This window comes from Pseudofrankia sp. EUN1h (assembly GCF_001854645.1).
GTDB lineage: Bacteria > Actinomycetota > Actinomycetes > Frankiales > Frankiaceae > Pseudofrankia > Pseudofrankia saprophytica.
The window spans coordinates 154292-180009 of the sequence record NZ_MBLN01000048.1 but is presented as its reverse complement, the minus strand read 5'-3'; the positions used below and the strand labels follow the sequence as shown (position 1 = coordinate 180009).

Sequence of the window (25718 nt, the reverse complement as noted above, 5' to 3'; positions counted from 1 at the left end):
CCAGGACGGACTAGAGAAAGCTCCAGCCAGACCGGCGGGGCGAGCACGCGCCGCGGCGCGGCGGGTGCAGCCATCAGACTATCCAGACGGAGACACCTCGGCAACAACCTGGGGTTGCGCAGGCTTCCCGATCTGGGGTCCCCGTACTCCTACGGTACTCGCCATCCACTGCGACGCAATGGCCGTCACCCAACGTCATCAGGATCACGGCGCAAACGGTAAAAATAGGGTGCAACCACCCAACGGCCAGGTGACCTAGAGGTTCGCCACCCGGACACCGTCCCGGTCGACGGCCAACGGGAGCACGGCGAATCCCGGTGCGGCGACGCCGACCGCGCCCGCTGCCTGCTCGCCGCCGACCGCGAGCGCGAGCACGGTGGGACCGGAACCGGACAGAACGGCCGCCACCCCGGCGGCCCGCAGCCGGTCCACGAGAGCGGCCGATTCCGGGACCACCGGTAGCCGGTACGGCTGGTGCAGCCGGTCCTCGGTGGCCGCGAGCAGCAGCCGGGCGCGGGCGGCTCGCGCCGAGCGGGCGCCGGCCGCGGCGTCGACACCACCGGGCGTCCCGCCGGCCGCGACGGCGGCGGCGAGATCGGTCTGGGTGAGCGCGAGCGCCAGCAGGCCGGCGCGGCCGGCCGAGAACGCCGCGTCGCCGTGGGCGAGCCGATCCGGCAGTCGACCGCGGGAGTCGGCCGTCGAGGTGCGTGCCGAGGGCACGAAGGCGACCGGGCGCAGGTCCGCGACCGGCTCGGCCCGGTGCGCGACGGGACCGGCCGGCCCGGTCCAGGCCACGGTGAAACCGCCGAACAGGGCGGCGGCGACGTTGTCGGGGTGTCCCTCGATCGCTGTCGCCACCCGCAGCGCGGCGGCCCGGTCGAACCCGACCGCGTCCGCGGTTCGCCCGCCGGGCGCACCAGGACGCGCGGGACCGGCCCGGTGCGAGCCGTCCGTGCGGCCGGCGGCGGCGCCGTCGAGGTAGGCGGCGGTGTCGAGGACCCAGGCGGCGGCGACGCCCGCGACGATCGCCGCGGCGGACGAGCCGAGCCCGCGCCCATGCGGCACCCGGTTGACGCAGCGAACGACGAGCCCCGGCTGTGGGCGGCCCAGTTCGTCGAAGGTCGCACGAATCGCCCGTACGACCAGGTTGTCCTCGCCCTTGGACACGTTTTCGGCGCCCTCGACGGTCACCGCGAGGCCCTCCGGGCGCAGCGTCACCTCGACGTCGTCGTAGAAGCCCAGCGCGAGCCCGAACGCGTCAAAACCCGGCCCGAGATTGGCGCTGGTCGCCGGCACCCGAACCCGCACCCCAACCACTGGCGCGTCGGCACCCGGCCCGGTGCCGGCCACCGCCGGCGCGCCAGCAGTCCCGGCAGCCCCGGCCGTCCCGGTGCTGGCGGCCGCGCCGACAGCATCAGCACCGGAGACCCCGACCGAGGGCAGCGTCACGACCGCCGTAGCCCGAGCGCCTCGGCCGCGCCGGCGACCGTCGGCCGGATCGTCTCCGGCTTGGCCGCGCCGCTGATTGCCCAGTCCGGGTCCTTCAGGCCGTTACCGGTCACGGTGCAGACGATCCGCTGACCGGGGTCGACCTTGCCCTCGGCGTGCGCCGCGAGCAGGCCGGCCACGCTCGCGGCGCTCGACGGCTCGACGAACACGCCCTCCCTGCGGGCGAGCATCCGGTAGGCGGCCAGGATCTGACGGTCGTTGACCGCGTCGATCAGCCCGCCGGAAGCGTCCCTGGCCTCGACCGCGAACTGCCAGGACGCCGGGTTGCCGATCCGGATGGCCGTCGCGATCGTCTGCGGCGAGGTGACGACGCTGCCGCGCACGATCGGCGCCGCCCCCGCGGCCTGGAAGCCGAACATCCGCGGCCGTCCGGTGCCCTCGCCCGCGTCCGCCTCGAGGTAGCCGCGCCAGTAGGCAGTGATGTTCCCGGCGTTGCCCACCGGCAGGCAGTGGATGTCCGGAGCCACGCCGAGCGTCTCGACGATCTCGAACGACGCGGTCTTCTGGCCCTCCAGCCGGTACGGGTTGACCGAGTTGACCAGCGTCACCGGGTACGTGTCGGCCAGCTCGCGCGCCACCCGCAGGCAGTCGTCGAAGGAACCGTCGAGCTGCAGCAGCCGGGCCCCGTGCACCAGCGCCTGCGCCATCTTGCCCAGCGCGATCTTGCCGCTGGGCACGAGCACCGCGCAGACGAGCCCGGCGCGGGCCGCGTAGGCGGCGGCCGAGGCGCTGGTGTTGCCGGTCGAGGCGCAGATGACGGCCCTGGAGCCCTCGCCGACGGCCGCGCTGATCGCCACGGTCATGCCGCGGTCCTTGAACGAGCCGGTCGGGTTCGCGCCCTCGACCTTGAGGTGGACCTCGCAGCCGGTCAGCTCCGACAGGTGCGCGGCCGGCACGAGAGGCGTGCCGCCCTCGAGCAGGGTCACCACCGGGGTGCCGGCGTCCAGCGGCAGCCGGTCGCGGTACTCCTCGATGATCCCCCGCCAGCCGCGGCGGGCCGAGCCGGCTCGCCCGGCCGGGCCGCCCAGCGGCGGCGGGCCGGGCGTGGCCCCCAGGTCGGAGCCCCCGTTCGCGCCCGCCACCCCGGCCGGGCCGGGCTGGTCGCCGGCCGCGCCCGGCGGCCATGCCGATGACGTGGTCGTGGTGGTCATGGCTCACCTCCCTCGACCCGCAGCACCCCGGCCACCGCGCGCACGATGTCCAGACCGCGCAGGTCCTCAACAGTCGCCGCCAGCGCCGCGTCGGTGGCGGGGTGCGAGACCAGCACCAGGCTGGCATCGTCTCCCCGGCCGTCCTGGCGCACGCTGCGGATGGACACGCCGTGCCTGGCGAACGCGCCGGCGACGGTCGCCAGCACGCCGGTCTTGTCGGTCACGTCCAGGTTGACGTGGTAGCTGGTGATGGTCTCGCCCATCGGCAGGACCGGGAGCTGCGCGTAGGCCGACTCCCCGGGGCCGCGCCGGCCGGCGACCCGGTTGCGGGCGACGGCGACGAGATCACCGAGCACCGCCGAGGCGGTCGGCGAGCCACCGGCGCCGCGGCCGTAGAACATCAGCTGCCCGGCGGCCTCCGCCTCGATGAACACCGCGTTGAACGCCTCGCGCACCGAGGCCAGCGGGTGCGAGCGAGGCACCATCGCCGGGTGCACCCGCACGCTCACCCCCGGGCGTTCCGAGGAGCGCTCGGCGATCGCGAGGGCCTTGACGGTGCAGCCCATCGCGCGGGCACTGGCGATGTCGGCAGCGGTGACCGCCCCGATGCCCTCGCGGTACACGTCGTCGAGCGTCACCCGCGTGTGGAAGGCCAGCTGGGCGAGGATCGCCGCCTTGGCCGCGGCGTCGTAGCCGTCGATGTCGGCGCTCGGGTCGGCCTCGGCGTAGCCGAGCGCGCCCGCCTCCTCGAGTGCCTCGGTGAACGACGCGCCGGTCTCGTCCATCCGGGTGAGGATGTAGTTCGTGGTGCCGTTGACGATGCCGAGCACCCTGCGCACCCGGTCACCGGCCAGGCTCTCGCGCAGGGGACGCAGCAGCGGGATCGCGCCGGCGACCGCCGCCTCGTAGTACAGGTCGACGTCGGCCGCCGCGGCGGCGTCGTGCAGCGCCGATCCGTCGGAGGCGAGCAGCGCCTTGTTCGCGCTGACCACGGATTTGCCGGAGTTCAGCGCACCGAGCAGCCAGCTGCGCGCGGGCTCGATGCCGCCGACCACCTCGACCACGATGTCCACGTCGTCGCGGGCCACCAGGCCCGCCGCGTCCGTCGTGAACAGCGAGGCGTCAATGGGCACGTCCCGCTCGCGGCCGAGCCGGCGGACCGCGACGCCCACGAGCTCCAACGGCTCGCCGACCCTCGCGGTCATGTCGGCGGCCTGCTCGTGGAGCAGCCGGACGACCTCGGAGCCGACCACGCCGCAGCCCAGCAGCGCGACCCTCATCTCCCGGCCTCCCCAGGTTTCGAGCCCTCGCCCGCGGCGCCGTCGGTGTCGTCGACGTCGACGTCGAGGCGCAGCAGGTCGTCCTCGGTCTCGCGGCGGACGATCACCCGCGCCGCGCCGGCGCGCACCGCGACCACCGGCGGGCGGCCCACGTGGTTGTAGTTGCTGGCCATGGAGCGGTGATACGCGCCCGTGGCCGGGACGGCGACCAGGTCGCCGGGGGCGACATCGGCTGGCAGTGGCACGTCGTGCGCCACCACGTCGCCGGACTCGCAGTGCCGGCCCACCAGCGTGACGACATGGTGCTCGGCGTGGCCCGGCCGGGAGACCAGCCGGGCGGTGTAGCGGGCGTCGTAGAGCGCCGTGCGGATGTTGTCGCTCATCCCCCCGTCGACGCTGACATAGGTGCGAAGCCCGGGCAGCTCCTTCACGGTGCCGACCCGGTACAGCGTGACCGTCGTCGGCCCGACCATCGCCCGGCCGGGCTCCACGGCCAGGCGCGGCACCCCAAGCCCCGCGCCGGCGCACTCCTTGCCGACGATGGTGTGCAGCCGGTCGGCGACCTCCGCGACGGCCAGCGGCGCGTCCTCGCCGGTGTAGGCGATGCCGAGGCCGCCCCCGAGGTCCAGCTCGGGCAGCTCCACGCCGTGCTCGTCACGCACGGCCGCGAGCAGGCCGACCATCCGGTGCGCGGCCAGCCCGAAGCCGGCCGTGTCGAAGATCTGCGAGCCGATGTGGGCGTGCAGGCCGACCAGCTCCAGCGCGTCCGCCGCCCCCAGCACCCGGCCGACCGCGGCCATGGCGGCGCCGCTGGCCAGCGAGAACCCGAACTTCTGGTCCTCCTGACCGGTGGCGATGTACTCGTGGGTGTGCGCCTCCACGCCCGGGGTGACGCGGATGAGCACACGCTGGCGGGCGCCGGCGGCGCGGGCGATCTCGGCGAGCCGGTCGATCTCGGCGAACGAGTCGAGGACGATCCTCCCGACGCCGTGGGCGACGGCCCGGCGCAGCTCCTCGACCGACTTGTTGTTGCCGTGGAAGAGCAGCCGCTCCGGCGGGAAGGCGACCGAGGCCGCGACGGCCAGCTCACCGCCGGTGCAGACGTCGAGGCTCAGACCCTCGTCCGCCACCCAGCGGGCGACCGCCCGGCACAGGAACGCCTTGCCCGCGTAGTACACCTCGCCATCCGGGAATCCGGCCCGCCAGGCCCGGGCGCGGGCGCGGAAGTCGTCCTCGTCCAGGAAGAACGTCGGCGTGCCGAACCGGTCGGCCAGCTCGTCGACGCGCAGCCCGCCGAGCCGCAGCACCCCGTCCTCGTCGAGCGCGGCCGTCGCCGGCCACACCTGTTCCTCCAGGGGTGTCCCCGCCGAAGACGCCCCCCCGGGGATGGCGGAGCCCCGCGTGGCCGCGGGCCCGTCCGCCGGCATGGCGGGGGCGGCGGCGCCGGGAGAGGGTCGCGACATCGGGCTCACACTCACATCCGTTCCGGGGGGGCCAGCAGATTCGTCCGGGGCGACGGCCCCATGCGCTCCAGGGCGACAGTCACACGTGCTCCGGGGCGGCTGTCACAGTCGCTCCGGGGCGCGGACGCAGAGCAGCCGTAGCCCGTTCGCGAGAACGACCTTCGTCGCCTCGACCAGCAGCAGCCGGGCGCGGGTCAGCGGCGTCGGCTCCTCGTCCCCCCGCGGGAGTACCCGGCAGGCGTCGTAGAAACGGTGATAGGTCCCGGCCAGCTCCTCGAGGTAGCGGGCCAGCCGGTGCGGCGCGCGCGACGACGCGGCCGCCGCGAGCACACTCGGCAGCTCGCCGAGCGCCCGCAGCAGGTCGACCTCCCGGGGGTCACCCAGCAGCGACACGTCCACGCCGCCCGGCACCGGGACGTCACCGCCCGCCGCCGGGATACCCAGCTGGGTCGCATGGCGCAGCAGCCGACAGGTCTCGGCGTGCGCGTACCGCACGTCGAAGGCCGGGTTCTCCGGCACCTGCCGGCCGACCAGGGCCAGATCGAGGTCGAGTGGCGCGTCCAGCGGCTGCCGCGCCAGCGAGTACCGCGCGGCATCCGTCCCGACGACTCCGGCGAGATCCGCCAGCGCCGCGGCACCGGCCTGGTCGGCGGGACCCGCCGGGCTCACGTCGAAGCCCGCGGCGTCGAGCAGCCGGGCGAGGGCAGCGGCGGCCACCAGCCGCCTGGCCGGGGCGAACGGCGACCTGTCTGCACAGGAGGCGGCGGCGAACGCGGCGTCGGCCTGGATGCCGCGGCGCGTCTCGGCCCGGCCGTAGGCGTCGCCCGCCCGCACGACCGTGCGAGCGAGCTCACCGAGCGCGGCCGGCGCCAGCCGGATGTTGAGAAACCCCGGACCAGCCACCTCGACACTGGCGATCCCGCGACCCCGGCACAGCCTGGCGGCGAGCAGATCCGCGACCTCGCGCGCCGGGCGCCGGGCGGCCCTGGCGATCTCCAGCGCCGCGACCGAGGCGTAGTCGCCATGCTCCGAATTCTTCGGACGACGCACCGGGACCGTCRCCGGCACCGCGACGTCGATCGCGCCGTCCGCCACGGCGTCGCGGACGGCCGACACGATCGCGTCGGCGACGTCGGCGGGGGTCATGCCCGCGATGCTATCGGCGCGTCCGGACAGTCGGTGCGAACACAGAATCCGACAAGATCACAACGGCACTGTCGGGCGGCCGCTGGACCGCCGCCCGACAGCTTCTCACTTAGGCCAGATTGTCAGACGGGACAGCCAGTTCGCCCGGCCGATTCACCGGACCGGCCCACCCGACCCGCGACGCGCGACGCGTCAGACCGGCTGGCCGGCCGCGAGCCGTTGCACGACACCGATCAGTTCGTCGGGGTCGAAGGGCTTCGTGAGGTAGCAGTCGACGCCGACGCGGGCGCCACGGCGCAGGTCCGCCTCCCGGGCGCGAGCGGTGAGCACGACCACCTTGATGCCCGCCGTCGCCGGGTCGGCCCGCAGCCGGCTCGCCACCTCCCAGCCATCCACCTTGGGCATCATGAGATCCAAGGTGATCACTGCCGGGTCGATCTCACGGATCCGCTCCAGGCAGTCCTGCCCGTCCACGGCGGTGTGGACCTCGAACCCTTCCAGCTCCAGGTTGACGACCACGAGCTGGCGGATCACCGGGTCGTCGTCGACGACCAGGACACGTGGAGGTTCGTAGTGCACGCCGGAAGCTTACGGCGCGGCCGCTTCCCGGTCCGCCGTTCAGACCTGGTACGGTATGCCTCGTTGCCAAGGCGATCCGGCAACCGCGCGGGGCCTCACCGCCCCGCCCCGTAACCGGTCCGCCCCCGTAGCTCAGGGGATAGAGCACTGCCCTCCGGAGGCAGGTGCGCAGGTTCGAATCCTGCCGGGGGCACGCGATCGGCCTTGCCTGTTCGTAAACCCCTTTGGGGTTTACTCCCGGGCTCCCGCGTCATGTTGCTCCGGGGCCGAGCCCCGGACCCCGCGCCAGGGAGGCTTCGCCCCYTGGACCCCCGTTTTGGGTCGGGGAGGCTTCATCCTCTGGGTCAGGGAGGCTTCGCCCCCTGCACCCCCATTTTGGGTTGGGGAGGCTTCGCTCTTTGGGGCAGGGAGGCTTCGGCCCTGGAGCCCATTGTGGGGTGGGGCGCCTTGGGCGTGGGGGTGGCGTGGTGCGCATTTTTCCTGCCGGGTACGGATGAGGTGGCCGGGTCGACTGTGCGCAGACCTTCGGTTGGCTCTCGGCGTTATTTGCTCTTGGCCGGGTTGTGGAGCTCGCGCCGGGTGAGCTTCGCCCCCTGAGCACCCTTTTGGGGTGGACTGCGTCTGGCTTTACGGCAGCGACGCAGGGCAGACGGACGACTCACGTCTGAACTACCGCTTGGCTGGTCGGGTGGCCGACGGTTGCTCTCCCCTATCTGTGGCGCCGCTACGATCGCAAGCCACATAGGGGACATCGGGGAGCTCGCAATGGTGAACAGCGGTCGCCGGAGTCGGCGTGTGACGGCTTCCACACGTTGATCGTCAACGAGACACGGGTGGCCGCGGCGTTGCCGGGCTACGAGCTGGGCGCCCAGCTCGGGCAGGGCGCGTTCGGGCTGGTGCTGGCGGGCCGGCACCAGGAGCTGCACCGCGACGTCGCCATCAAGGTCCTGCCGGCCGGGCCGGACGGGACCATCGAGCGCGGCCGTGCCGAGGCTCGGCTGCTCGCCGCCCTGGACCACCCGCACATCGTCCGGGTCTACGACGCCGTCGCGACGGACGATCTGCACCTGATCGTGATGGAGCTGCTGGCCGGGGGGACCCTGTCCCGCCGCCGCAAGGGCATGGCGGCCGAGACCGCGTGCGCCGTGGGGCTGGCCGTCGCCGACGCGCTCGGCTGCGCGCACCGGGCCGGGGTGCTGCACCGCGACATCAAGCCGGACAACATCCTGTTCGACGCCGCCGACCTGCTCAAGGTCACCGACTTCGGCATCGCGAAGATCGTGGAGGGGGCGTCGACCACCGCCAGCGCGGTCATCGGCACGCCGCGGTACATGGCGCCCGAACAGCTGCTGGGCGCCCGGCTGAGCCCGGCCACCGACCTGTACGCCCTGGGCGTGCTGCTCTACGAGCTGCTCACCGGCACGTCGCTGTTCGGCCCGGCCGTGTCCGGCCAGGCGCTGGCCCACCACCATCTCCACGTCGCCCCCGCGCCGCCGGCCGGGGTGCCAGGCCCGGTGGCCGACGTGGTGATGCGCACCCTGGCCAAGGACCCCGCCGACCGACCGCAGACCGCCCACGCCTTCGCTCTCGCCCTTGCCCAGGCCGCCGCCGAGGTGCACGGCCCGGGGTGGACCAGCCGCGCCGGTATTCGGCTGCGCCTCGACGAGGACATCCGCGCCGCCACCGAATCGCCCACCGCCCCCGTCGCCGTGGCGCCGCTCGCCATGGCGATCTCCCCGCCGGGGTCCGGCAACACCGTCGTACTCCCCACCCAGCGCGCCGAACGCCCGCTGTCGGATGGGACATCGAACAGCCCGCCCACCCGGCGATCCGGCCGCTCGTGGAGCCGGCTACACCGTCACCGCCTGCCCTTGGCCGCCGCGGCCGTCCTCCTGGCCATCACCGGCACCGTCCTGGGTCTCACCATCCCCAAGGACGCGGATTCCGTCATCCCCCTCAAGACGACCAGCACCCTCCCCTCGGTGCGGCCCACGTCTCGTCCCACTCTCAGCCCGCTGGGCTCCCCCCTGATCGGCCACACGGGCGACGTGCGGTCGGTGGCGTTCGCGCCAGGCGGGCGCACTCTGGTCAGCTCCAGCGACGACGGCACGGTGCGGCTGTGGGACATCTCCAAGCGGAACGCGCCCGAGGCACTGGGCGCCCCCCTTACCGAACACGCCGACAACGTGTACGGCGTGGCGTTCGCACCGGACGGGCGCACCATCGCCAGCGCCAGCGCCGACAACACGGTGCGGCTCTGGGACGTCTCCAATCTCAGCGCGCCCAAGCCACTGGGCGCGCCCCTCACCGGCCACACCGGCTATGTGTATTCGGTGGCGTTCGCGCCGGATGGGCGAACCCTGGCCAGCGCCAGCTTCGACACCACGGTGCGGCTGTGGGACGTCTCCGACCTCAGCGCGCCCAGGCCACTGGGCGCGCCCCTGACCGGCCACACTCACTGGGTGTTCTCGGTGGCGTTCGCGCCGGACGGGCGCACCCTGGCCAGCGCCAGCGACGACGGCACGGTGCGGCTGTGGGACATCTCCGACCTCAGTGCGCCCCAGCCACTGGGCGCCCCGCTCACCGGCCATGCCGGCCACGCGTACTCGGTGGCATTCGCGCCCGATGGCCGGACCCTCGCCAGCGCCAGCAACGACGGCACGGTACGGCTGTGGGACGTCTCCGACCTCAGCGCGCCCAGGCCACTGGGGGTCCCCCTGATCGGCCACACCAGCTGGGCGACCTCGGTGGCATTCGCGCCGGACGGCCGGACCCTCGCCAGCGCCAGCGACGACACCACGGTGCGGCTGTGGGACATCTCCAAGCGAAGCGCGCCCCAGCCACTGGAACTCTCCATCACCGGCCACACCAGCCATGTGAATGCGGTGGCGTTCGCACCGGACGGCCGAACGCTCGCCAGCGCCAGCAACGACTACACGATTCGGCTCTGGGAGGTGCGCTGACGCGAAACCGGGCCTCCTCGCCGGAACCCCTTTGGGCGGAGGCCGAGCGCGGAGGCGGTTCAGGTAGCTGTCCGCGGATACCCGCGGCTCGGGGTCACAGCCCGTCTCGGGCAGGGGCTCAGTTGAGGGAAACTATTTACATGGGGCGTCTCGTCCGTACGGCCGTATTGGCTTCGCTTGCCATATGGCTGTTCTGTCTCGCCGTACTGATCATCATGCTCGCGAGCGAGGCTGTGTTGGGCTGCCCGCCCCTCCTGCATGACTCCGACTACGGCGAGACGCACTGGATCTGGACGCCGCCAGGAAACCGGTGCACCTGGTCACTTCCTGAGGGCACACATGTCGAGTACCCATCGACGGCAAGGTACGGAACGCTCGCGCTGTTCGTTCTCTGGCCAGTGGGCACCCTCGCGGTGGCCGTTGCCGCACGGCGCCATCGCCAGGACACCGCTCCGTAACAACTGAGCACGGGACGGTCGGATGACGGCCGGCGCACTGTTCCACCTGCCCGATTCCCACCGAACGTCTACTCGGGCCGCCGATGTGTCTGGAGTGGGTCCTCGGGCCGCAACGTCGTGGCCGGGTTGACAGCCAAGCCGGTGGGCAACAGCGGACAAGCACAGACGCCTGGGGCCGTCCTCAGACCCGTGGCCTGCACCGGTGGACGGTGGTGGACGTGGGCGCATGGAGCACTGAAGATCTCACAATCCCCCGGTTGCGTGGTGACCGTTCCCCGGCGGGGCGCCAGAGGGTCTGGCGGGAAGCCCTGAGCTAGACCGCCTTCCGCCCTTCGCGCATGTACCGCTCCATCACGGCACGTCCCTCGTCATACCGCTCCCGCATCAATCGTCGGTATCTTGCCGAGGCGCGCTGATCCGCCGAGCGCGACGCCACCGCTCGTAGTACTCGCCGAACGTCGTCTCCCGCTGTTCCCGCGCCACGTGCGTCCCGCGCCGAAGGTCACGTCGACCTCGCCGGGGTCCGGTCAGCCAAACCCTGTGGTCACGAACGGCGGCGGGGGGTGTACCAGGTGCCGACGGCTATGCGGGCGGCCAGCCCGAACAGCCAGWACACCGCCAGGCCGAACAGGGAGGACACCATGATCGCGGCGAACAGCGGGGCGGATTGCAGGCGCTGGGTGTAGTCGTCGATGAGGCTGCCGATGCCCGGCTGCCCCTGCCGGAAGAAGAAGTCGCCGACGATCGCGCCGATGACCGACAGCCCGGCAGAGATGCGCAGCCCTGTGAACACCGCGGGCAGGGCGCTAGGGAGCTCGAGGTGGACGAGCCTTGCCCACCGGCCGGCCTGGCGCAGCGTGAACAGGTCGTGCTGCCCGGCGTCCGTCGACTGGAGCCCGAACAGGGTGTTGGTGGTGATGGGGAACAGAGCGACCAGGACACACACGACGGTGCGGGACCAGAATCCGTACCCCAGCCAGAACCCGATCAGCGGCACGATCGCGAGGATCGGGATCGTCTGGAGGACCACCGCCCAGGGGTAGAAGGACCGCTCGACCCAGCCCGCCTGGCTCATCAGCACAGCAAAGATCACTCCGAGGGCGGCGGCGATGGCGAGCCCGACGAACGCGACCTTCGCCGTCGCGCCCAGTCCCCTCAGGGTCTCGTGGAAGGTGGTCCAGTCCCCGAACCCGTCGGTGACGACCTCGTGCGGCGGCGGCAGCAGGAAGCGGCGGCGGGGGGCCAGCGCGAGGTAGCTCACGGCGTACCAGACGCCGACGACGGCGGCCAGCACCGCCAGCGGCGGCCCGGCCGCGCGGGCCACGCGGCGCGGGCGGCCGGGCGGGCGGCGGGGGTTCTCGGCCGCAGGGAGCGCGAGCGGTGCCTGGGCGGTCGCGGTCACGTGAACGACTCCTGTAGCGCGGCCGAGACGGTCCGGGCGACGGTGCCGAAGGCGGCGTCGAAACGCAGGTCGGCGGGCCGCGGGTAGGCGAACGGGACGTCGACCTGCGCGATCACCCGCCCCGGCCGGGCCGACAGGACGACAACCCGGCCCGCGAGCCAGACCGCCTCCACGACCGAGTGGGTGACGAACAGGCCCGCGAACCGCTCGCGGGCGTGCAGCCGCTGCACCTCCTCGCCGAGCCGCTGCCGGGTGATCTCGTCGACCGCACCGAACGGCTCGTCGAAGAGGAACAGCGACGGCCGCACCGTGAGCGCCCGGGCGAGCGAGACCCGCATCCGCATGCCCCCGGACAGCGCAGTCGGCCGGTGGCGCTCGAACCCCTCGAGCCCGGTGAGGGAGATGGACGCGGCCACGAGTTCGCGCCGCCGCTTCTTCGGCACGCGGTCGAGTTGGGCGAGCAGGCCGACATTGCCCTCGACGGTGCGCCACGGCAACAGCGTGGAATCCTGAAAAACGTAGCCGGGAGGGTTGGGCCCGACGGCAACGGTCCCGCTGGAGGGCTCGGTCAACCCCGACGCGATCCGCAATAGCGTGGACTTCCCCGCGCCCGAAGGCCCGACCACCGCCACGAACTCGCCGTCGGCTACCGTCAGCGACACCCCCCGCAACGCGTCGGTGCCATCGGGAAAGGTCTTTCCCACGTCGTCGAACGCCAACGCGATCCCCGGGGCAGCGGGCATCGTCACTCCCCTCTGGCCACGGGGTCGGGCTGCCGGCGGCATGCCGACGTCCTTCCCGGACGAATCGTAGCCCCCGATGCKGGACGCTACCGGCACACCCTGGCGCCGCCCCCGGGTCACGGCCGCGAAACAATCCCGGAGCGCGGGCCGCCCGGCCTGCGCGGGCACTCCCAGGCCGGATTGTCCCGGCGCTGTTGGTGAACCCGGCCACATGGACTGCCATCATCATCCGGTACGCTGCCAGCAATGTGGCCGGATGAAGGCGGAGGAATGACGCTGCAACGGGCGAGCGGGCCGATCGTACGCCGCGTTGTACTGGGCACGCAGCTACGGCGACTCCGGGAAGCGAAGGGCATTAGCCGGGCGGACGCTGGCTACACCATTCGGGCGTCCGAGTCAAAGATCAGCCGGTTGGAGCTGGGCCGGGTCAGTTTCAAGGAACGCGATGTCGCCGACTTGCTGACCCTGTATGGCGTCACAGACGAGAAGGACCGCTCGCCGCTGCTCGAACTCGCCCGTGAGGCTAACGAGCCCGGTTGGTGGCAGGGTTTCGCCGACGTGATGCCGGGGTGGTTTCAGCCATACCTGGGCCTGGAGGAAGCCGCGATCCTGATCCGGACCTACGAGCTTCAGTTCATCCCCGGCCTGTTCCAGACCGAGGACTACGCCCGCGCCGTCATATCCGGAGGTCACCAGGCGGACAACGCCGACATCGTCGAACGCCGGGTCCAGGCACGGATGAGCCGGCAGGCCATTCTCGACCGGCCAGACCCGCCCCGGGCATGGGCGGTGATCGACGAGGCGGCACTGCGGCGCTCGGTCGCCGGGCCGGCCGTCATGCAAGGCCAGCTCGAACACCTGATCGCTCTGAACGCGAACCCGAACATCATCATCCAGGTGATTCCGTTCGGCGTCAGCCCCCACCCCGCCGAGGGAGGCGCATTCAGCATTCTACGATTCGGCGAGCCGGACATCGCCGACGTCGTCTACGTGGAGCACCTCACGGGCGCCATCTACCTCGACAAACCGGAAGACGTCATCCGCTACATGCTCGCCATGGACAACCTGGCGCTCAAAAGCACGACGCCCGACGACACGATAAAAGTTATCCAAAAAATCGCCACACTCCACTCACAGCACGCCGTGTGACACCCGTTCCGACTGGACGGCGGACGTCAGGGCTTCCGGCCGACGCCGCACAGGTCGTCGATCGGCAGAGGCGGTTCGGCCGAAGGGGCGGGCCGCCACAACGGCGTCGAGACCAGACCCGGCTCGATGAGTTCGAAACCGTCGAGGAAACGGGCCACCTGCTCGGGAGTGCGCATGTGGTACGGGAATTTCTCGTGCTCGTGGAGATCGTGGATGGTGTCGGCGCGGTCCTCGCCCATGATGGCGTAGGTGCCGTCCTTGAACACGAGGTAGCTGCCGGAGGGAAGGGCGTCGCGCAGTTCGCGCACGATCGCGTACGCCTCGTCGAGGTCGGCCACGTTTCCCATGATCCCGAGCATGATCAACCCAATTGGTTGGGTGAAGTCCAGGGTCTCACGGGCAGCCCTGAGGATCTTCTTCGGCTCGCGGACGTCGGCGTCCACGTAGTTCGTGGCCCCCTCGGGCGCGCCGACCAGCAGGGCCCGCGCGTGCACCAGGACCAGCGGATCGTGGTCGACGTAGACGATCCGTGACTCGGGGGCGATCCGCTGCGCCACTTCATGGGTGTTGTCGGCCGTCGGCAGGCCGGTGCCGACGTCGAGGAACTGCCGGATACCCACCTCTCCGGCCAGGTAGGTGACCGCGCGGCCGAGAAAGGCCCGAGCCTGCCGGGCGATCTGCACAATCTCGGGAAGCAGCTCGTAGAGCCGGTCGCCGAACTCACGGTCGACCGGATAGAAATCCTTCCCGCCGAGCCAGTAGTTCCACACTCGCGCCGAGTGCGGCACGGTGATGTCGACGCCGGGTGACGAACCTTCGTTCATGGGTGACGTTCCCTTCGCAGCCTTATCAGGGGAGGCCACAAGACCCCGATACTCATCATACGGATCGTCCGAGGCGGCCCTGCCCGGACGTCGCCTTTCTTCCGTCGCCATTCCGGCCGGTCACCCGGCTCACCGCCTCGCCAGGCAGGAGTGACGGGCGGGGGCCGTCCCGGCCGGGACGGCCCCCGCCCGTCACTTACGTCAACGTCCCTTACTTCAACGTCACTGTCTTGTCGAGGAACTCGTTGGTAACCAGGTCCGAAGGAGCCAGCCCCGGCTTCGGCTCGCTACCCTTCGCGGTGAAGACCGGGACCAGCCGGCCGATCAGCGTCTGTACCCGGGCCGTGTCGAAGCTACCCAACACTCCGTCACTGCCGTCGGCGATCAACCCGAGTTGCTTCTGCGTGGCGTTCCCGTACGCGAGCAGCTCCGGCGAAAGGGTGAACCCACCCGTGTGCAGCGTGCCGACGACCTTCAGCAGGAGCTGATTCACCGGCGCCGGATTGGCGACGTAGTCCCGCTGCGCCTGTTGCAACAGCGGCACCAGCTTGGCCAGGCAGGCGTGCTGGGCCGACACCTTGTCCGGCCGAACGGCCAGCGCGGAGATGTACGCCGGGTATTCGTCCTGCAGAAGCAGGTGCTTCACCGGCTTGCCCCACGCCTTGACATCGTGCTGGAGCAGATAGGGCTCGTTGGTCACGAACGCCTGCTGCACGATCTTGCCATCGGCGGCGACGAACCGGTCCGGAGATCCCTGATAGGAGGTGTCGACCTGGGACTTGGCCAGCGACCCCTCCCGGATGAAGACGTCGGGAAAGGACGTCCCGCTCGCGCTGGCCAGCACCGTCGCGCCCGACTGGCGGATCTCGGCAACGCTGGTGAAGTTCCACTCCGGGTTGCCCCAGATCAGCGCCAGCGGAGACTTCTCGTAGGGCGCGAAGACGGCGACCGTCGGCTGCCCCCCGGAAGCCTGCACTGCCTCGTCCGTTCCCACATAGCCGGCCAGGATGCTGTCGTCCTGAGCCAGTAGCGAGGTCACCGGCTGGAAGCCCGTCGCCGGCCCGCCGGCGCGCACCTGGAGCCTCACGCCGGTAGCGCCCAGCGCTCCCTCGACCCGGTTCTTGCTCACGTCGATCGTCGGGTTCGGGCCGAGAAGCTGGTACAGGTACCCGTCAGGAAGGCCGGGCCACCAGTTCGCCTGAATGACGACTGTGGACGGGCAGATCCCCTTCAGCGGCGTCGTGTAACGCGACGCGGCGGCGGACCCCGTGGCGGACGGGCTCACCCCACCGGGCCCGCTCGACGAGTCGGAACAGGCGGTCAAGCCGAACGCAAGCGCCGCGACGCATCCGCCGACCGCCACCCAACGGCGGCGAAACCTCGAAACTCGCACCGGTCCAGAGCTCCTCAACACTGTGAAACATGCGAACACCGGCGGTGAGAACACCAGGCTTTCGATGCTCCCGACTTCGTGGCGGGCCGTCTCGGCCCACCGTCAGGATTCCACACCGGCGAGGACAGGACGGCACGAGGTATCAATTTTCCGAGATTCGCAGACAAGGGCGATAGCACGCCTCCGTCACCCCGCCCAACCGGGCGTCGGCGAGGGGTTGGTCACTTATCGGCTGCCGCCCTTCTCGTCCCTCGGCCGGCGGCTGCCCACCACAACCGCCGACCATGGCGGTCTCGTCGTCGCCGCCGCCCGGCGACACCGTCGAACTGCTCACCAAGCGGGGCGAACACCCATCGTCGGGTGGGTATTGAACAGCCCGCCCGCCCGTCGGTCCCCGAGCCGGCTACGGCGCTTCCCGCCTCTGGCCGCCGCCGGCCACGTACTCGGTGGCGTTCGCGCCGGCTGGAACTCCGGGGCACGGCCGGGCACCGCGGCGACGGATGGGGCGCCGACGGTCCACGAACCACAGGGACGGCTGGAGCCGAATCTGGTCAACTCTCGCCGACAGGTGACGCCCGTTCTCAGGATCTGGGGCATCCCCGTGCCTGTCGACCGCCCATACCGGAAGCGTCCTGGTCCCCTCAAAGTACGGATACAGCGGCGATACCTCGACGTACGCTAAATACGATCTTGGGCGGGATGCTCACCGCCTCCAGGCGACGGTCGGCCTTTCGGACGACGCGACCAGCGGCACCACTTACCTGATCGAGATATTTGGTGACGGCCGCCGGCTGGCCTCGAACACGGTCAAGTTGGGCAACTCGGTTCCCCTCGACATCGACGTCACAGGTGTCCTGCGGCTGCGGCTCATGACGACAAAGGTCCAGGCTGACTACTGGGACCAGTCGGTGTCGGTGTTCGGAGATGCTCGTATCACCGGTATCCAGGGTGACGCGCCGAGCTGATCAAACGGCCGTCCAGGTACGGTCGCCCACGCCGCGGGGCCGACCTTGGACAGCCGACCCGCACGGCCGGGCACCCGCGTCACATCCGGGCGCCCGGCCGTCCTGGCACGGGCTCCGGCGTCACATGCGTTCGGGGGCCGTGATGCCGAGGAGTGACAGGCCGTGGCCGAGGGTGCGGGCCGTCAGCTGGCAGAGAGCCAGCCGGTTGGAGCGGACGGGCTCCTCGGCGTCGAGGACGCGGCAGGACTCGTAGAAGGCCGTGAAGTCCCGCGCGAGCTCGTACAGATACCCAGCCAGGCGATGTGGCTCCAGGGTCGTACCGACCTCGGTCAGCGTGGCGCCGTAACCGTCGAGCTCGAGCGCCAGCGCACGTTCCGCGGGTTCCAGGGCCACGCCGGAGTCGACGCTGGCCTCCGGATCACCCGCCTTGCGCAGGATCGACCGGATCCGGGCGTGCGCGTACTGCAGGTAGACGCCGGTGTTTCCGGTCAGCGCGACCATGCGATCGGGGTCGAAGACATAGTCCTTGAGCCGCGACGTCGACAGGTCGGCGTATTTGACCGCCCCGACGCCAGCCAGCTCGGCGATCTGGTCGAGGTCGGCGGCCGCCAGCTCCGGGTTCTTCTCCGCGACGACGGCACGGGCATGCGCGACCGCCTCRTCGAGAAGGTCCATGAGCCGCACGGTGCCGCCCGCCCTCGTCTTGAACGGCCGGCCATCCTTGCCGAGCACGGTGCCGAACGGGACGTGCTCGGCGTCGATGGCGTCGGTGAGCCAGCCCATCCTGCGGGCGGCCTCGAAGATCATCTTGAAGTGCAGGGCCTGCCGGGAGTCGGTGACGTACAACAGGCGGGTCGCCTTGAGGTCATGAACGCGGTAGCGGATCGTCGCCAGATCCGTGGTGTCATAGCCATAGCCACCGTCGCGTTTGCGAACCATCAGCGGCACCGGGGTGCCGTCCGGACCGGTGACCTCCTCGGAGAAGATCACCAGGGCGTCGTCGCTCTCCACGGCGAGCCCGGCCTTGACCAGTTCGTCGATGGTCTCCGCGAGCATGGGGTTGTAGAACGACTCGCCCACCGAGTCCTCGGGGCGTAGCAGGACGCCCAGGCGGTCGTAGATGACCCGGAAGGCCTTCTCGGACTCGGCGACGATCTCCTTCCACTTGGCGAGGGTGGCCGGATCGCCGGACTGAAGGCCGACCACCCGTTGCCGGGAGCGGTCCGCGAAGGCCGGGTCGGCGTCGAACTCCTTGCGGGCGGCCTTGTACAGCTCGTCCAGGGCCGACACGGCCGAGGTGCCGGCGGACAGCTCGTCCTGGTGCCAGGCGGACTCGGGATGCTCGTCGAGGTACTGGATCAGCATCCCGAACTGGGTGCCCCAGTCCCCGAGATGGTTCTGCCGGACCAGGTCCGCGCCCAGGAAACCCAGGACCCGGACGAGGCTGTCGCCGATGATCGTCGTCCGCAGATGCCCGACGTGCATCTCCTTGGCGATGTTCGGCCCGGAATAGTCGACCACGGTCCGCCGGCCCTCGTCCGGCAGGCCGACGCCCAGGCGAGCGCTCCCCAGCCGCGCCGCCACCTGCCCCCAGACCGCGGCGTCGGGAACCCTGATGTTGAGGAAGCCCGGGCCAGAGACCTCGACCGTGCCGATCGGCCCGTCGGCGAGCGCCGCGACCAGCTCGGCCGCGAGGTCCGCGGGCCTGATCCGAGCCCGTTTGGCGAGAGCGAGCGCGGCGTTGGCCTGGAAGTCCGCGTGCTCCGACCGGCGTACCACGGGGTCCGCTCCCGCGAGCTCGGGGCGCGCTCGGCCGATCGCGCCGGACACGGCGTCGGCGACCTGACCGAGCAGCGGCAGCACCTCGTGGTTGCTCACAGAGAACATCCTTCCTTCGTCGCCTCCCATTGTTCCAGCCAGGTCCATCGGTTAAGGACGGCGACGAAGCGACGGCCATCCGCGCCACCACCCAACGGCGCCACTTCCGTTGAGCTGTGATGTGGGTCATACTGTGGATATTGTATAAATCTGCCTGGCGACGGTCCGGTCGCGCGCCGACATCGCCCCAGGTCAGCTGGATCCGAAGCGGAGCTKCCCGAGATGCTGGATTCCAAGATCGTTGGCGGCCTGGTGGTGGACGGGACGGGGACGGCGCCGTTCCGGGCCGATGTCGGCGTCAAGGACGGGCAGATCGTCGATGTCCACCGGGTGGCCGGCGCCGGCGCCGGTGCCGGCGGGATCGAGACCGAGGCCGCCGAGACGATCGACGCGACCGGCAGGTACGTACTTCCAGGGTTCGTGGACATCCACACCCATTACGACGGACAGGTCACCTGGGACTCGCTGCTGGAGCCGAGCAGCTCGCACGGGGTCACCACCGTGGTGTCCGGCAACTGCGGCGTCGGCTTCGCGCCGGTGACCCCCGGCCGCGAGCCATGGCTGATCGAGCTGATGGAGGGCGTCGAGGACATCCCGGGCACGGCGCTCACGGAGGGGATGACCTGGGGCTGGGAGTCCTTCCCCGGCTACCTCGACCGGCTCGCCGACCGGGAGCTCGCCGTGGACTTCGGCGTCCAGGTCGCGCACGGGCCGGTCCGGGCCTACGTCATGGGCGACCGCGGCGCCCGCAACGAGGCCGCCACCGCCGACGACATCGCCGCCATGGCGCGTCTCGTCCAGGAGGCGGTCGAGGCCGGCGCGCTCGGCTTCTCGACGTCGCGGACGGTCGCCCACCGGGCGATGAACGGCGAGCCCGTCCCGGGCACCTATGCCGCCGAGGACGAGCTGTTCGGGCTTGGCCGGGCGATGGCGCGCGGCGGGCGGGCCGTCTTCGAGCTGGCGCCGACCGGCTCCGCCGGCGAGGACCTCGTCGCCCCGGCCCGCGAGCTCGACTGGATGCGCCGTCTCGCCAAGGAGATCGACCGCCCGGTCTCCTACGCGCTGCTCCAGGTCGATGCCGCCCCGACCATGTGGCGTGAGCTGATGGAGTCCTCCGCCGCCGCGTTCCAAGCGGGATCGCCGCTGTACCCGCAGATCGCCGCTCGCCCGTTCGGGATGCTCATCGGTTTCGCCGGCCACCACGCCTTTACCCACCGGCCGTCGTTCCGCGCGCTCGCGCACCTGTCTCCGGCGGAGCGCGGCTTCGAGCTGGCGAAGCCGGCGGTCAGGAAGGCGATCCTGGCCGAGGAGGACCTGCCGGTCGACCGCGCGAGGCAGTTCGACGGCATGAAGGACCTGATCGCCTTCAGCCTGGACCGGCTCTACGCGATGGGCGATCCGCCCGACTACGAGCCGACCCGCGAGCAGACGGTCGCCGCCATCGCCGAGCGGCGCGGGGTCGGCGGCCTCGAGGCCCTCTACGACCTGATGCTGGAGCAGGCCGCCGGCACCGACCATCCGGCGACGTCCATGCTGATGATCCCGTTCTTCAACTACGCCGAGGCCAACCACGACGTGATCCGCGAGATGCTCACGCACCCGGCCGGCGTCTCCGGCCTGTCCGACGCCGGCGCCCACTGCGGCATGATCTGCGACGCCTCCTACCCGACGTTCCTGCTCACCCACTGGGTCCGCGACCGCCACCGCGGCGCCCGGCTACCGCTGGAGCACGTCGTCAAGAAGCAGACCTCCGACACCGCCGCCCTGTTCGGCCTCGGTGACCGCGGCGTCCTCGCCCCCGGCAAGCGGGCCGACCTCAACGTCGTCGACCTCGACCGGTTGACCCTGCACACCCCGCGGATGGCCTACGACCTGCCCGCCGGCGGCCGCCGCCTGGTCCAGGACGCCTCCGGCTACGACCTCACCATGGTCGCGGGCACGGTCACCCGCCGCGACGGTCTTGACACCGGCGCCCGCCCCGGCCGGCTGATCCGCGGCGCCCGCTGATACCCCGACGACCACCCCGACGACGCGGAGGGCGTCGGGGTTGGTAGGTCGCTCCTGGGGCGTTCATCAAACGGGTCTTTCGACCCCCGTGCCGAGCATCAGTGGGCCTTTCGCTGCGCGAAAGGCCATGGCCGGCCGCGCCGAACTCCCCTACCCGGAGTCGGCGGGCAGGTGTTCGCTGGTGGAAGCGAGGTGGAGCACCTCGGCCCGCCGACGCGCCGAACGCGACGGCAGGCGGTCAGTCGAGGACGGTTACCCACGAGGACACGCGGGCAACAGGCGGGACAGACATGGAAACGACAACCAGGGCCCCTCTGGAATCCGTCACGGACAAGGTCGTCAGAGCACGGGACAAGGTCGTCAGAGCACGGGACAAGGTCGTCAGAGCACACCCCACAGGGCGGCGGCTCACGCCTGACATGATCTGGCGCGCGCTCGGCAAGGCGTCGTTCGCGACCGTCTCGCACGTCACCCCATCCGGGCAGCCGCGCTCGAGCGGAGTCCTGTACACGGTCACCGACCGGCGCCTCTACGTGGTCACCGGCGTGGAGAGCTGGAAGGCGAAGCACATCGCGGCCACCGGGCACGTCGCGGTGACGGTGCCGGTACGCAGGGGCGGGCTCCTGTCGCTGCTGGCGCCGATTCCGCCGGCGACGATCAGCTTCCACGGCCGGGCGGTCGTGCATCCCGCCTGTTCCCTGGACGACGRCTCGCCGGCCGCGAAGCTGGTCTCCAGGGTGCCGCCGGAGCGCAGGGCGGAAAGCCGCGTCATCGAGATCGCCCCCGAAGGCGACTTCGTCTGCTACGGCATCGGCGTGCCGTTGCTCCGGATGCGCGACCCGGCCCAGTCCCGCGCGCGGGTGGCTGTCTCCTGACGTCCACGGAAGCTCAGGACGCGTTCACCAGGCAGGTGGCTGACAGGTGGGCGAGCGCCCGATCGGCCGGCGGCCGACACACGGCTGGGAGACGGTCATGCCGGCACGGACAGCTCAGGCGGACGGGGCCGCCGCCAGGCGCGAAGGCGCCGGGACGCGCAACCCCGTGGCCAGGTACAGCGTCGGATCCACCATGACGCGCGGACGCCGTGTCACCGCTCTGTGCGCGTTCGCCGCGTGCCTGGCCGTGCTCCCGGCCTGCGGCGGGGACGGGAAGGGCCAACCGGCGGGCACGACGTCCAGCCCCACTGGCGGCCTGGCCACCGCCACCGCCACGGCTTCGCCGGGTGGCACCGGCCAGGCGACGGCTTCGCCGACTGGGCCGACCCCGAGCGGGCCCGCGAGCCAGCAGCCGTCCCGGCCCGCGACGCCACAGCCAGGCACAACGAAGCCAGGCACGGCGGGGCCGCCGCCGACGACGACGCAGGGGACCGCGCTGCCGGCGCGGCTGCTCGGGAAGGACTGGGAGCGGATCCCGACGGACCGCAAGATCGTCGCGTTGACCTTCGATGCCGGCGCCAACGCGGACGGCGTCGCCCCGATCCTCGCGACGCTCGCGCGCGAGCATGTTCCGGGCACGTTCTTCCTCACCGGGCAGTTCGCCAACAGCTACTCGTCGAAGGTGCGCGACATCGCGGCGTCCGGCGGCCGGATCGGCAACCACTCGTCGACCCACCCGTACTTCACGAAGCTCGACGACGCCGCGCTGCGCAGCGAGGTGCTGGGCGCCCAGCACGACATCCAGGCGGCGAGCGGCCGGGATCCGCGGCCATTGTTCCGCTTCCCCTTCGGCGACCGGAACGCCCACGACATCGCCGCTGTGAACGCCCTCGGCTACGTGCCGGTCCGCTGGACGGTCGACACCCTCGGCTGGCAGGGCACGTCCGGTGGCCGCAGCGCCGCGTCCGTCACCGCCCGCGTCGTCGACGCGCTCCAGCCCGGCGAGATCGTTCTCATGCACCTGGGCTCCCACCCGCAGGACCACTCGACACTCGACGCCGACGCACTGCCCGGCATCATCAGCGCCCTGCGCGACCGCGGCTACGGCTTCGTCACCCTCGACACCCTCCTCGGATAGCCCCCGAACTGCCTGGAGCGGCCGGAGCCGGGAAGAAGACCGTCATGGACATCCAGCGACGATCAGACGGCCCGCGACGATCAGACGGCCCGCCGACGCGCGTCCGGCTTTCGCGCGCGCCAGGCTGGCGCATGCCCACGGGCGCTGTCAAGGTCGACCGCACCACCCCCTGGGGCAACCCGTTCGACCATCGCGGTCCCGGCCGGGACCGCACCGTCGCCATCCGCGAGTACGCCGCCTGGCTCGGCGGCGAGGGCCCCGACGAGCTGCCCGCCGGCCACCGCGCCGTCTCGCGTTCCTGGGTCCTCGCCCACCTCGACGAGCTCGCCGGTCACCCGCTCGCCTGCTGGTGCCCCCTCGACGGCCCCTGCCACGCCGACGTCCTCGCCGCGCACGCCCCCACCAGCGGGCCCGCACGACCTCCACCAGCCGCCACTGAGGTCGTGGCCGGCAGGCCGCGCTCGTCGCCGAGGGGTGAATTGCGGTCACGATTTGTCCGGACCGGTGGATAGCTTGGCCTTATGCACGCCGCCGACAGTCACGACCTCATCCGTGTCCACGGCGCTCGCGAGAACAACCTGAAGAACGTGAGCGTCGACATTCCCAAGCGCCGGCTGACCGTTTTCACCGGCGTGTCGGGCTCCGGTAAGAGCTCGCTCGTCTTCGGCACGATCGCGGCCGAGTCACAGCGGCTCATCAACGAGACCTACAGCGCCTTCGTGCAGGGCTTCATGCCGAGCCTGGCCCGCCCCGACGTCGACCTGCTCGAGGGGCTCACCACCGCGATCATCATCGACCAGGAACGCATGGGCACGAACTCCCGGTCGACGGTGGGAACCGCCACGGACACGAACGCGCTGCTGCGGATCGTGTTCAGCCGGCTGGGTGTGCCAAGCGCCGGACCAGCGTTCCACTACAGCTTCAACCTGCCCGCCGGCGCCTGCCCGCGGTGCGAGGGCATGGGCTCGGTGACCGACATCGACCTCGACGAGCTGTTCGACCGGGAGAAGTCCCTCGCTGCGGGCGCAATCACCATCCCCGGTTACACCGTCGACGGCTGGCAGGTCCGCGTCTTCACCGCCTCCGGGTTTCTCGACCCGGACAAGCCGATCCGGGACTACAGCGAGCGGGAGCTACGGGACTTTCTCTACAAGGAGCCCGTCAAGGTCAAGGTCGAGAGCATGAACCTGACCTACGAGGGTCTCGTCCCGCGAGTCCAGAAGGCGTTTCTTCAGAAGGACAAGGAGGCGTTGCGGCCACACGTCCGGGCTTTCGTGGAACGGGCGGTCACGTTCACCGCCTGCCCGGAGTGCGGGGGCGCCCGGCTGAACCAGGCCGCGCTCGCCTCCCGCATCGGCGGCGTCAACATCGCGGACGCCTGCGCGATGCAGATCAGCGACCTCGCCGACTGGGTGCGCGCGCTCGACGGGTCATCGGTCGCGCCGCTGCTGGCGACCCTGCGGGCGACTCTCGACTCGTTCGTCGAGATCGGGCTCGGCTACCTCGGCCTCGACCGCCCGTCCGGGACGCTGTCCGGCGGCGAGGCGCAGCGGACCAAGATGATCCGCCACCTCGGGTCGAGCCTGACCGACGTCACCTACGTCTTCGACGAGCCGACCATCGGGCTGCACCCGCACGACATCCAACGCATGAACGACCTGCTGCTGCGCCTGCGCGACAAGGGCAACACCGTGCTGGTCGTCGAGCACAAACCGGAGACCATCGCGATCGCCGACCACGTCGTCGACCTCGGCCCCGGCGCCGGGAACACGGGCGGGACGGTGTGTTTCGAGGGCACCGTCGCCGGGCTGCGGGCGAGCGGCACCCGCACCGGCCGCCACCTCGACGACCGGGCGGCGCCGCGGACCGTGACCCGCGCGCCCACCGGGAAGCTGGCGATCCGCGGCGCGAACCGGCACAACCTGCGCGACGTCGACGTCGACATCCCGCTCGGCGTCCTGGTCGTCGTCACCGGGGTCGCGGGGTCGGGCAAGAGCTCCCTCATCCACGGCTCGATCCCGAAGAGCGCCGGTGTCGTCTCGGTGGACCAGGCCCCCATCCGAGGCTCACGGCGCAGCAACCCGGCGACCTACACCGGCCTGCTCGACCCGATCCGGAAGGCCTTCGCGAAGGCGAACGGGGTCAGGCCCGCCCTGTTCAGCGCCAACTCGGCGGGCGCCTGCCCGAACTGCAACGGCAACGGCGTCGTCTACACGGACCTCGCGATGATGGCCGGGGTCTCGACCGTGTGCGAGGAATGCGAGGGACGGCGCTTCCAGGCCGAGGTGCTCACGTACCGGCTCGGCGGCCTGGACATCAGCGAGGTGCTCGCCCTGTCGGTCGACGAGGCGGCGGAGTTCTTCGCGAGCGGGCCGGCGAGGACGCCGGCGGCGCACGCCGTCCTCGCCCGGCTGGCCGACGTCGGCCTCGGCTACCTGCGCCTCGGCCAGCCGCTCACGACCTTGTCCGGCGGGGAGCGCCAGCGGCTCAAGCTGGCGATCCACCTGGCCGAGACCGGCGGCGTCTACGTGCTCGACGAGCCGACCACGGGTCTGCACCTCGCCGACGTCGCGCAGCTGCTGGGGCTGCTGGACCGGCTCGTCGACGCGGGCGCGTCGGCGATCGTGATCGAGCACCATCAGGCGGTCATGGCACACGCCGACTGGATCATCGACCTCGGCCCGGGCGCAGGCCATGACGGCGGGCGGGTCGTGTTCGAGGGAACCCCGGCCGCCCTGGTCGCGGCCCGCTCCACGCTCACCGGCCAGCACCTCGCCCAGTACGTCGACGCGTAG

19 protein-coding genes and 1 tRNA gene are annotated in these 25718 nt (G+C 71.5%); 9 read left to right on the top strand and 11 right to left on the bottom strand.

The window, feature by feature from the left end:
- Positions 1–255: 255 nt before the first annotated feature.
- The 6 genes from BCD49_RS14490 to BCD49_RS14465 form a co-directional block, all read right to left on the bottom strand.
- Positions 256–1449 (bottom strand): homoserine kinase, encoded by a 1194-nt coding sequence (locus BCD49_RS14490; RefSeq protein WP_007514706.1) that lies wholly within the window; start codon positions 1447–1449, stop codon positions 256–258.
- Entirely contained in the window at positions 1446–2660 is a 1215-nt protein-coding gene (gene thrC / locus BCD49_RS14485; protein WP_007514704.1) for a threonine synthase, read from the bottom strand. The genes BCD49_RS14490 and thrC overlap by 4 nt, the downstream gene beginning before the upstream one ends.
- Positions 2657–3940, bottom strand: coding sequence for a homoserine dehydrogenase (locus BCD49_RS14480; RefSeq protein WP_007514702.1), 1284 nt, complete (start codon positions 3938–3940; stop codon positions 2657–2659). The genes thrC and BCD49_RS14480 overlap by 4 nt, the downstream gene beginning before the upstream one ends.
- A complete protein-coding gene (gene lysA / locus BCD49_RS14475; RefSeq protein WP_051466225.1) occupies positions 3937–5403 on the bottom strand; it encodes a diaminopimelate decarboxylase in 1467 nt (488 codons plus the stop codon). Before lysA ends, BCD49_RS14480 begins: the two co-directional genes overlap by 4 nt.
- A 102-nt stretch (positions 5404–5505) precedes the next feature.
- Positions 5506–6549, bottom strand: coding sequence for a DALR anticodon-binding domain-containing protein (locus BCD49_RS14470; protein ID WP_071041569.1), 1044 nt, complete (start codon positions 6547–6549; stop codon positions 5506–5508).
- A gap of 192 nt (positions 6550–6741) precedes the next feature.
- Entirely contained in the window at positions 6742–7128 is a 387-nt protein-coding gene (locus tag BCD49_RS14465; RefSeq protein WP_007514697.1) for a response regulator transcription factor, read from the bottom strand.
- A 121-nt stretch (positions 7129–7249) separates the two neighbouring features.
- Here BCD49_RS14465 and BCD49_RS14460 point away from each other — a divergent pair.
- Positions 7250–7321 (top strand) — tRNA-Arg (locus tag BCD49_RS14460).
- A 640-nt stretch (positions 7322–7961) separates the two neighbouring features.
- Positions 7962–10091, top strand: coding sequence for a WD40 repeat domain-containing serine/threonine protein kinase (locus BCD49_RS14455; protein ID WP_007514696.1), 2130 nt, complete (start codon positions 7962–7964; stop codon positions 10089–10091).
- Positions 10092–11093: 1002 nt separating this feature from the next.
- On the opposite strand, the gene BCD49_RS14450 is transcribed toward BCD49_RS14455, so the two are convergent.
- Positions 11094–11951: an ABC transporter permease gene (locus BCD49_RS14450; protein WP_116439395.1), complete on the bottom strand. Its 858-nt coding sequence runs from the start codon at positions 11949–11951 to the stop codon at positions 11094–11096.
- A complete protein-coding gene (locus tag BCD49_RS14445; protein WP_007514693.1) occupies positions 11948–12694 on the bottom strand; it encodes an ABC transporter ATP-binding protein in 747 nt (248 codons plus the stop codon). Before BCD49_RS14445 ends, BCD49_RS14450 begins: the two co-directional genes overlap by 4 nt.
- 270 nt (positions 12695–12964) lie before the next feature.
- Here BCD49_RS14445 and BCD49_RS14440 point away from each other — a divergent pair, with 270 nt between their 5' ends.
- Positions 12965–13843 carry a helix-turn-helix domain-containing protein gene (locus BCD49_RS14440; protein WP_007514692.1) on the top strand — a complete coding sequence of 293 codons (879 nt, stop codon included), beginning with the start codon at positions 12965–12967 and terminating at the stop codon, positions 13841–13843.
- Positions 13844–13869: 26 nt separating this feature from the next.
- On the opposite strand, the gene BCD49_RS14435 is transcribed toward BCD49_RS14440, so the two are convergent.
- Both BCD49_RS14435 and BCD49_RS14430 read right to left on the bottom strand, forming a co-directional pair.
- Positions 13870–14667 (bottom strand): SAM-dependent methyltransferase, encoded by a 798-nt coding sequence (locus tag BCD49_RS14435; RefSeq protein ID WP_007514691.1) that lies wholly within the window; start codon positions 14665–14667, stop codon positions 13870–13872.
- A 211-nt stretch (positions 14668–14878) separates the two neighbouring features.
- Complete coding sequence (locus BCD49_RS14430) at positions 14879–16060, bottom strand: hypothetical protein (protein ID WP_007514690.1); 1182 nt, start codon at positions 16058–16060, stop codon at positions 14879–14881.
- 605 nt (positions 16061–16665) lie between these two features.
- Between BCD49_RS14430 and BCD49_RS40615 the strand changes: the two genes are divergently transcribed.
- Complete coding sequence (locus BCD49_RS40615; protein ID WP_083401450.1) at positions 16666–17025, top strand: NPCBM/NEW2 domain-containing protein; 360 nt, start codon at positions 16666–16668, stop codon at positions 17023–17025.
- 120 nt (positions 17026–17145) lie between these two features.
- Here BCD49_RS40615 and argS read toward each other — a convergent pair whose 3' ends face one another.
- Entirely contained in the window at positions 17146–18912 is a 1767-nt protein-coding gene (gene argS, locus BCD49_RS14425; RefSeq protein WP_051466224.1) for an arginine--tRNA ligase, read from the bottom strand.
- 213 nt (positions 18913–19125) lie between these two features.
- On the opposite strand from argS, the gene BCD49_RS14420 reads away from it, so the two are divergent.
- The 5 genes from BCD49_RS14420 (at position 19126) to BCD49_RS14400 (ending at position 25718) form a co-directional block, all read left to right on the top strand.
- Positions 19126–20910: an N-acyl-D-amino-acid deacylase family protein gene (locus BCD49_RS14420; protein WP_007514687.1), complete on the top strand. Its 1785-nt coding sequence runs from the start codon at positions 19126–19128 to the stop codon at positions 20908–20910.
- Positions 20911–21200: 290 nt separating this feature from the next.
- Positions 21201–21785 (top strand): pyridoxamine 5'-phosphate oxidase family protein, encoded by a 585-nt coding sequence (locus BCD49_RS14415; RefSeq protein ID WP_083401449.1) that lies wholly within the window; start codon positions 21201–21203, stop codon positions 21783–21785.
- A 193-nt stretch (positions 21786–21978) separates the two neighbouring features.
- Entirely contained in the window at positions 21979–22923 is a 945-nt protein-coding gene (locus tag BCD49_RS14410; RefSeq protein WP_106410431.1) for a polysaccharide deacetylase family protein, read from the top strand.
- A 44-nt stretch (positions 22924–22967) separates the two neighbouring features.
- Entirely contained in the window at positions 22968–23435 is a 468-nt protein-coding gene (locus BCD49_RS14405; protein ID WP_083401448.1) for a DUF4326 domain-containing protein, read from the top strand.
- A 9-nt stretch (positions 23436–23444) separates the two neighbouring features.
- Positions 23445–25718: an ATP-binding cassette domain-containing protein gene (locus tag BCD49_RS14400; RefSeq protein WP_007514683.1), complete on the top strand. Its 2274-nt coding sequence runs from the start codon at positions 23445–23447 to the stop codon at positions 25716–25718.

Bases quoted from the DNA above. Each gene is read 5' to 3' on its own strand.
- thrC (WP_007514704.1), bottom strand. From the start codon at position 2,660: ATGACCACCACGACCACGTCATCGGCATGGCCGCCGGGCGCGGCCGGC.
- BCD49_RS14480 (WP_007514702.1), bottom strand. From the start codon at position 3,940: ATGAGGGTCGCGCTGCTGGGCTGCGGCGTGGTCGGCTCCGAGGTCGTC.
- lysA (WP_051466225.1), bottom strand. From the start codon at position 5,403: ATGTCGCGACCCTCTCCCGGCGCCGCCGCCCCCGCCATGCCGGCGGAC.
- BCD49_RS14445 (WP_007514693.1), bottom strand. From the start codon at position 12,694: ATGCCCGCTGCCCCGGGGATCGCGTTGGCGTTCGACGACGTGGGAAAG.
- BCD49_RS14440 (WP_007514692.1), top strand. From the start codon at position 12,965: ATGACGCTGCAACGGGCGAGCGGGCCGATCGTACGCCGCGTTGTACTG.
- BCD49_RS14435 (WP_007514691.1), bottom strand. From the start codon at position 14,667: ATGAACGAAGGTTCGTCACCCGGCGTCGACATCACCGTGCCGCACTCG.
- BCD49_RS14420 (WP_007514687.1), top strand. From the start codon at position 19,126: ATGCTGGATTCCAAGATCGTTGGCGGCCTGGTGGTGGACGGGACGGGG.
- BCD49_RS14410 (WP_106410431.1), top strand. From the start codon at position 21,979: ATGACGCGCGGACGCCGTGTCACCGCTCTGTGCGCGTTCGCCGCGTGC.
- BCD49_RS14405 (WP_083401448.1), top strand. From the start codon at position 22,968: ATGGACATCCAGCGACGATCAGACGGCCCGCGACGATCAGACGGCCCG.
- BCD49_RS14400 (WP_007514683.1), top strand. From the start codon at position 23,445: ATGCACGCCGCCGACAGTCACGACCTCATCCGTGTCCACGGCGCTCGC.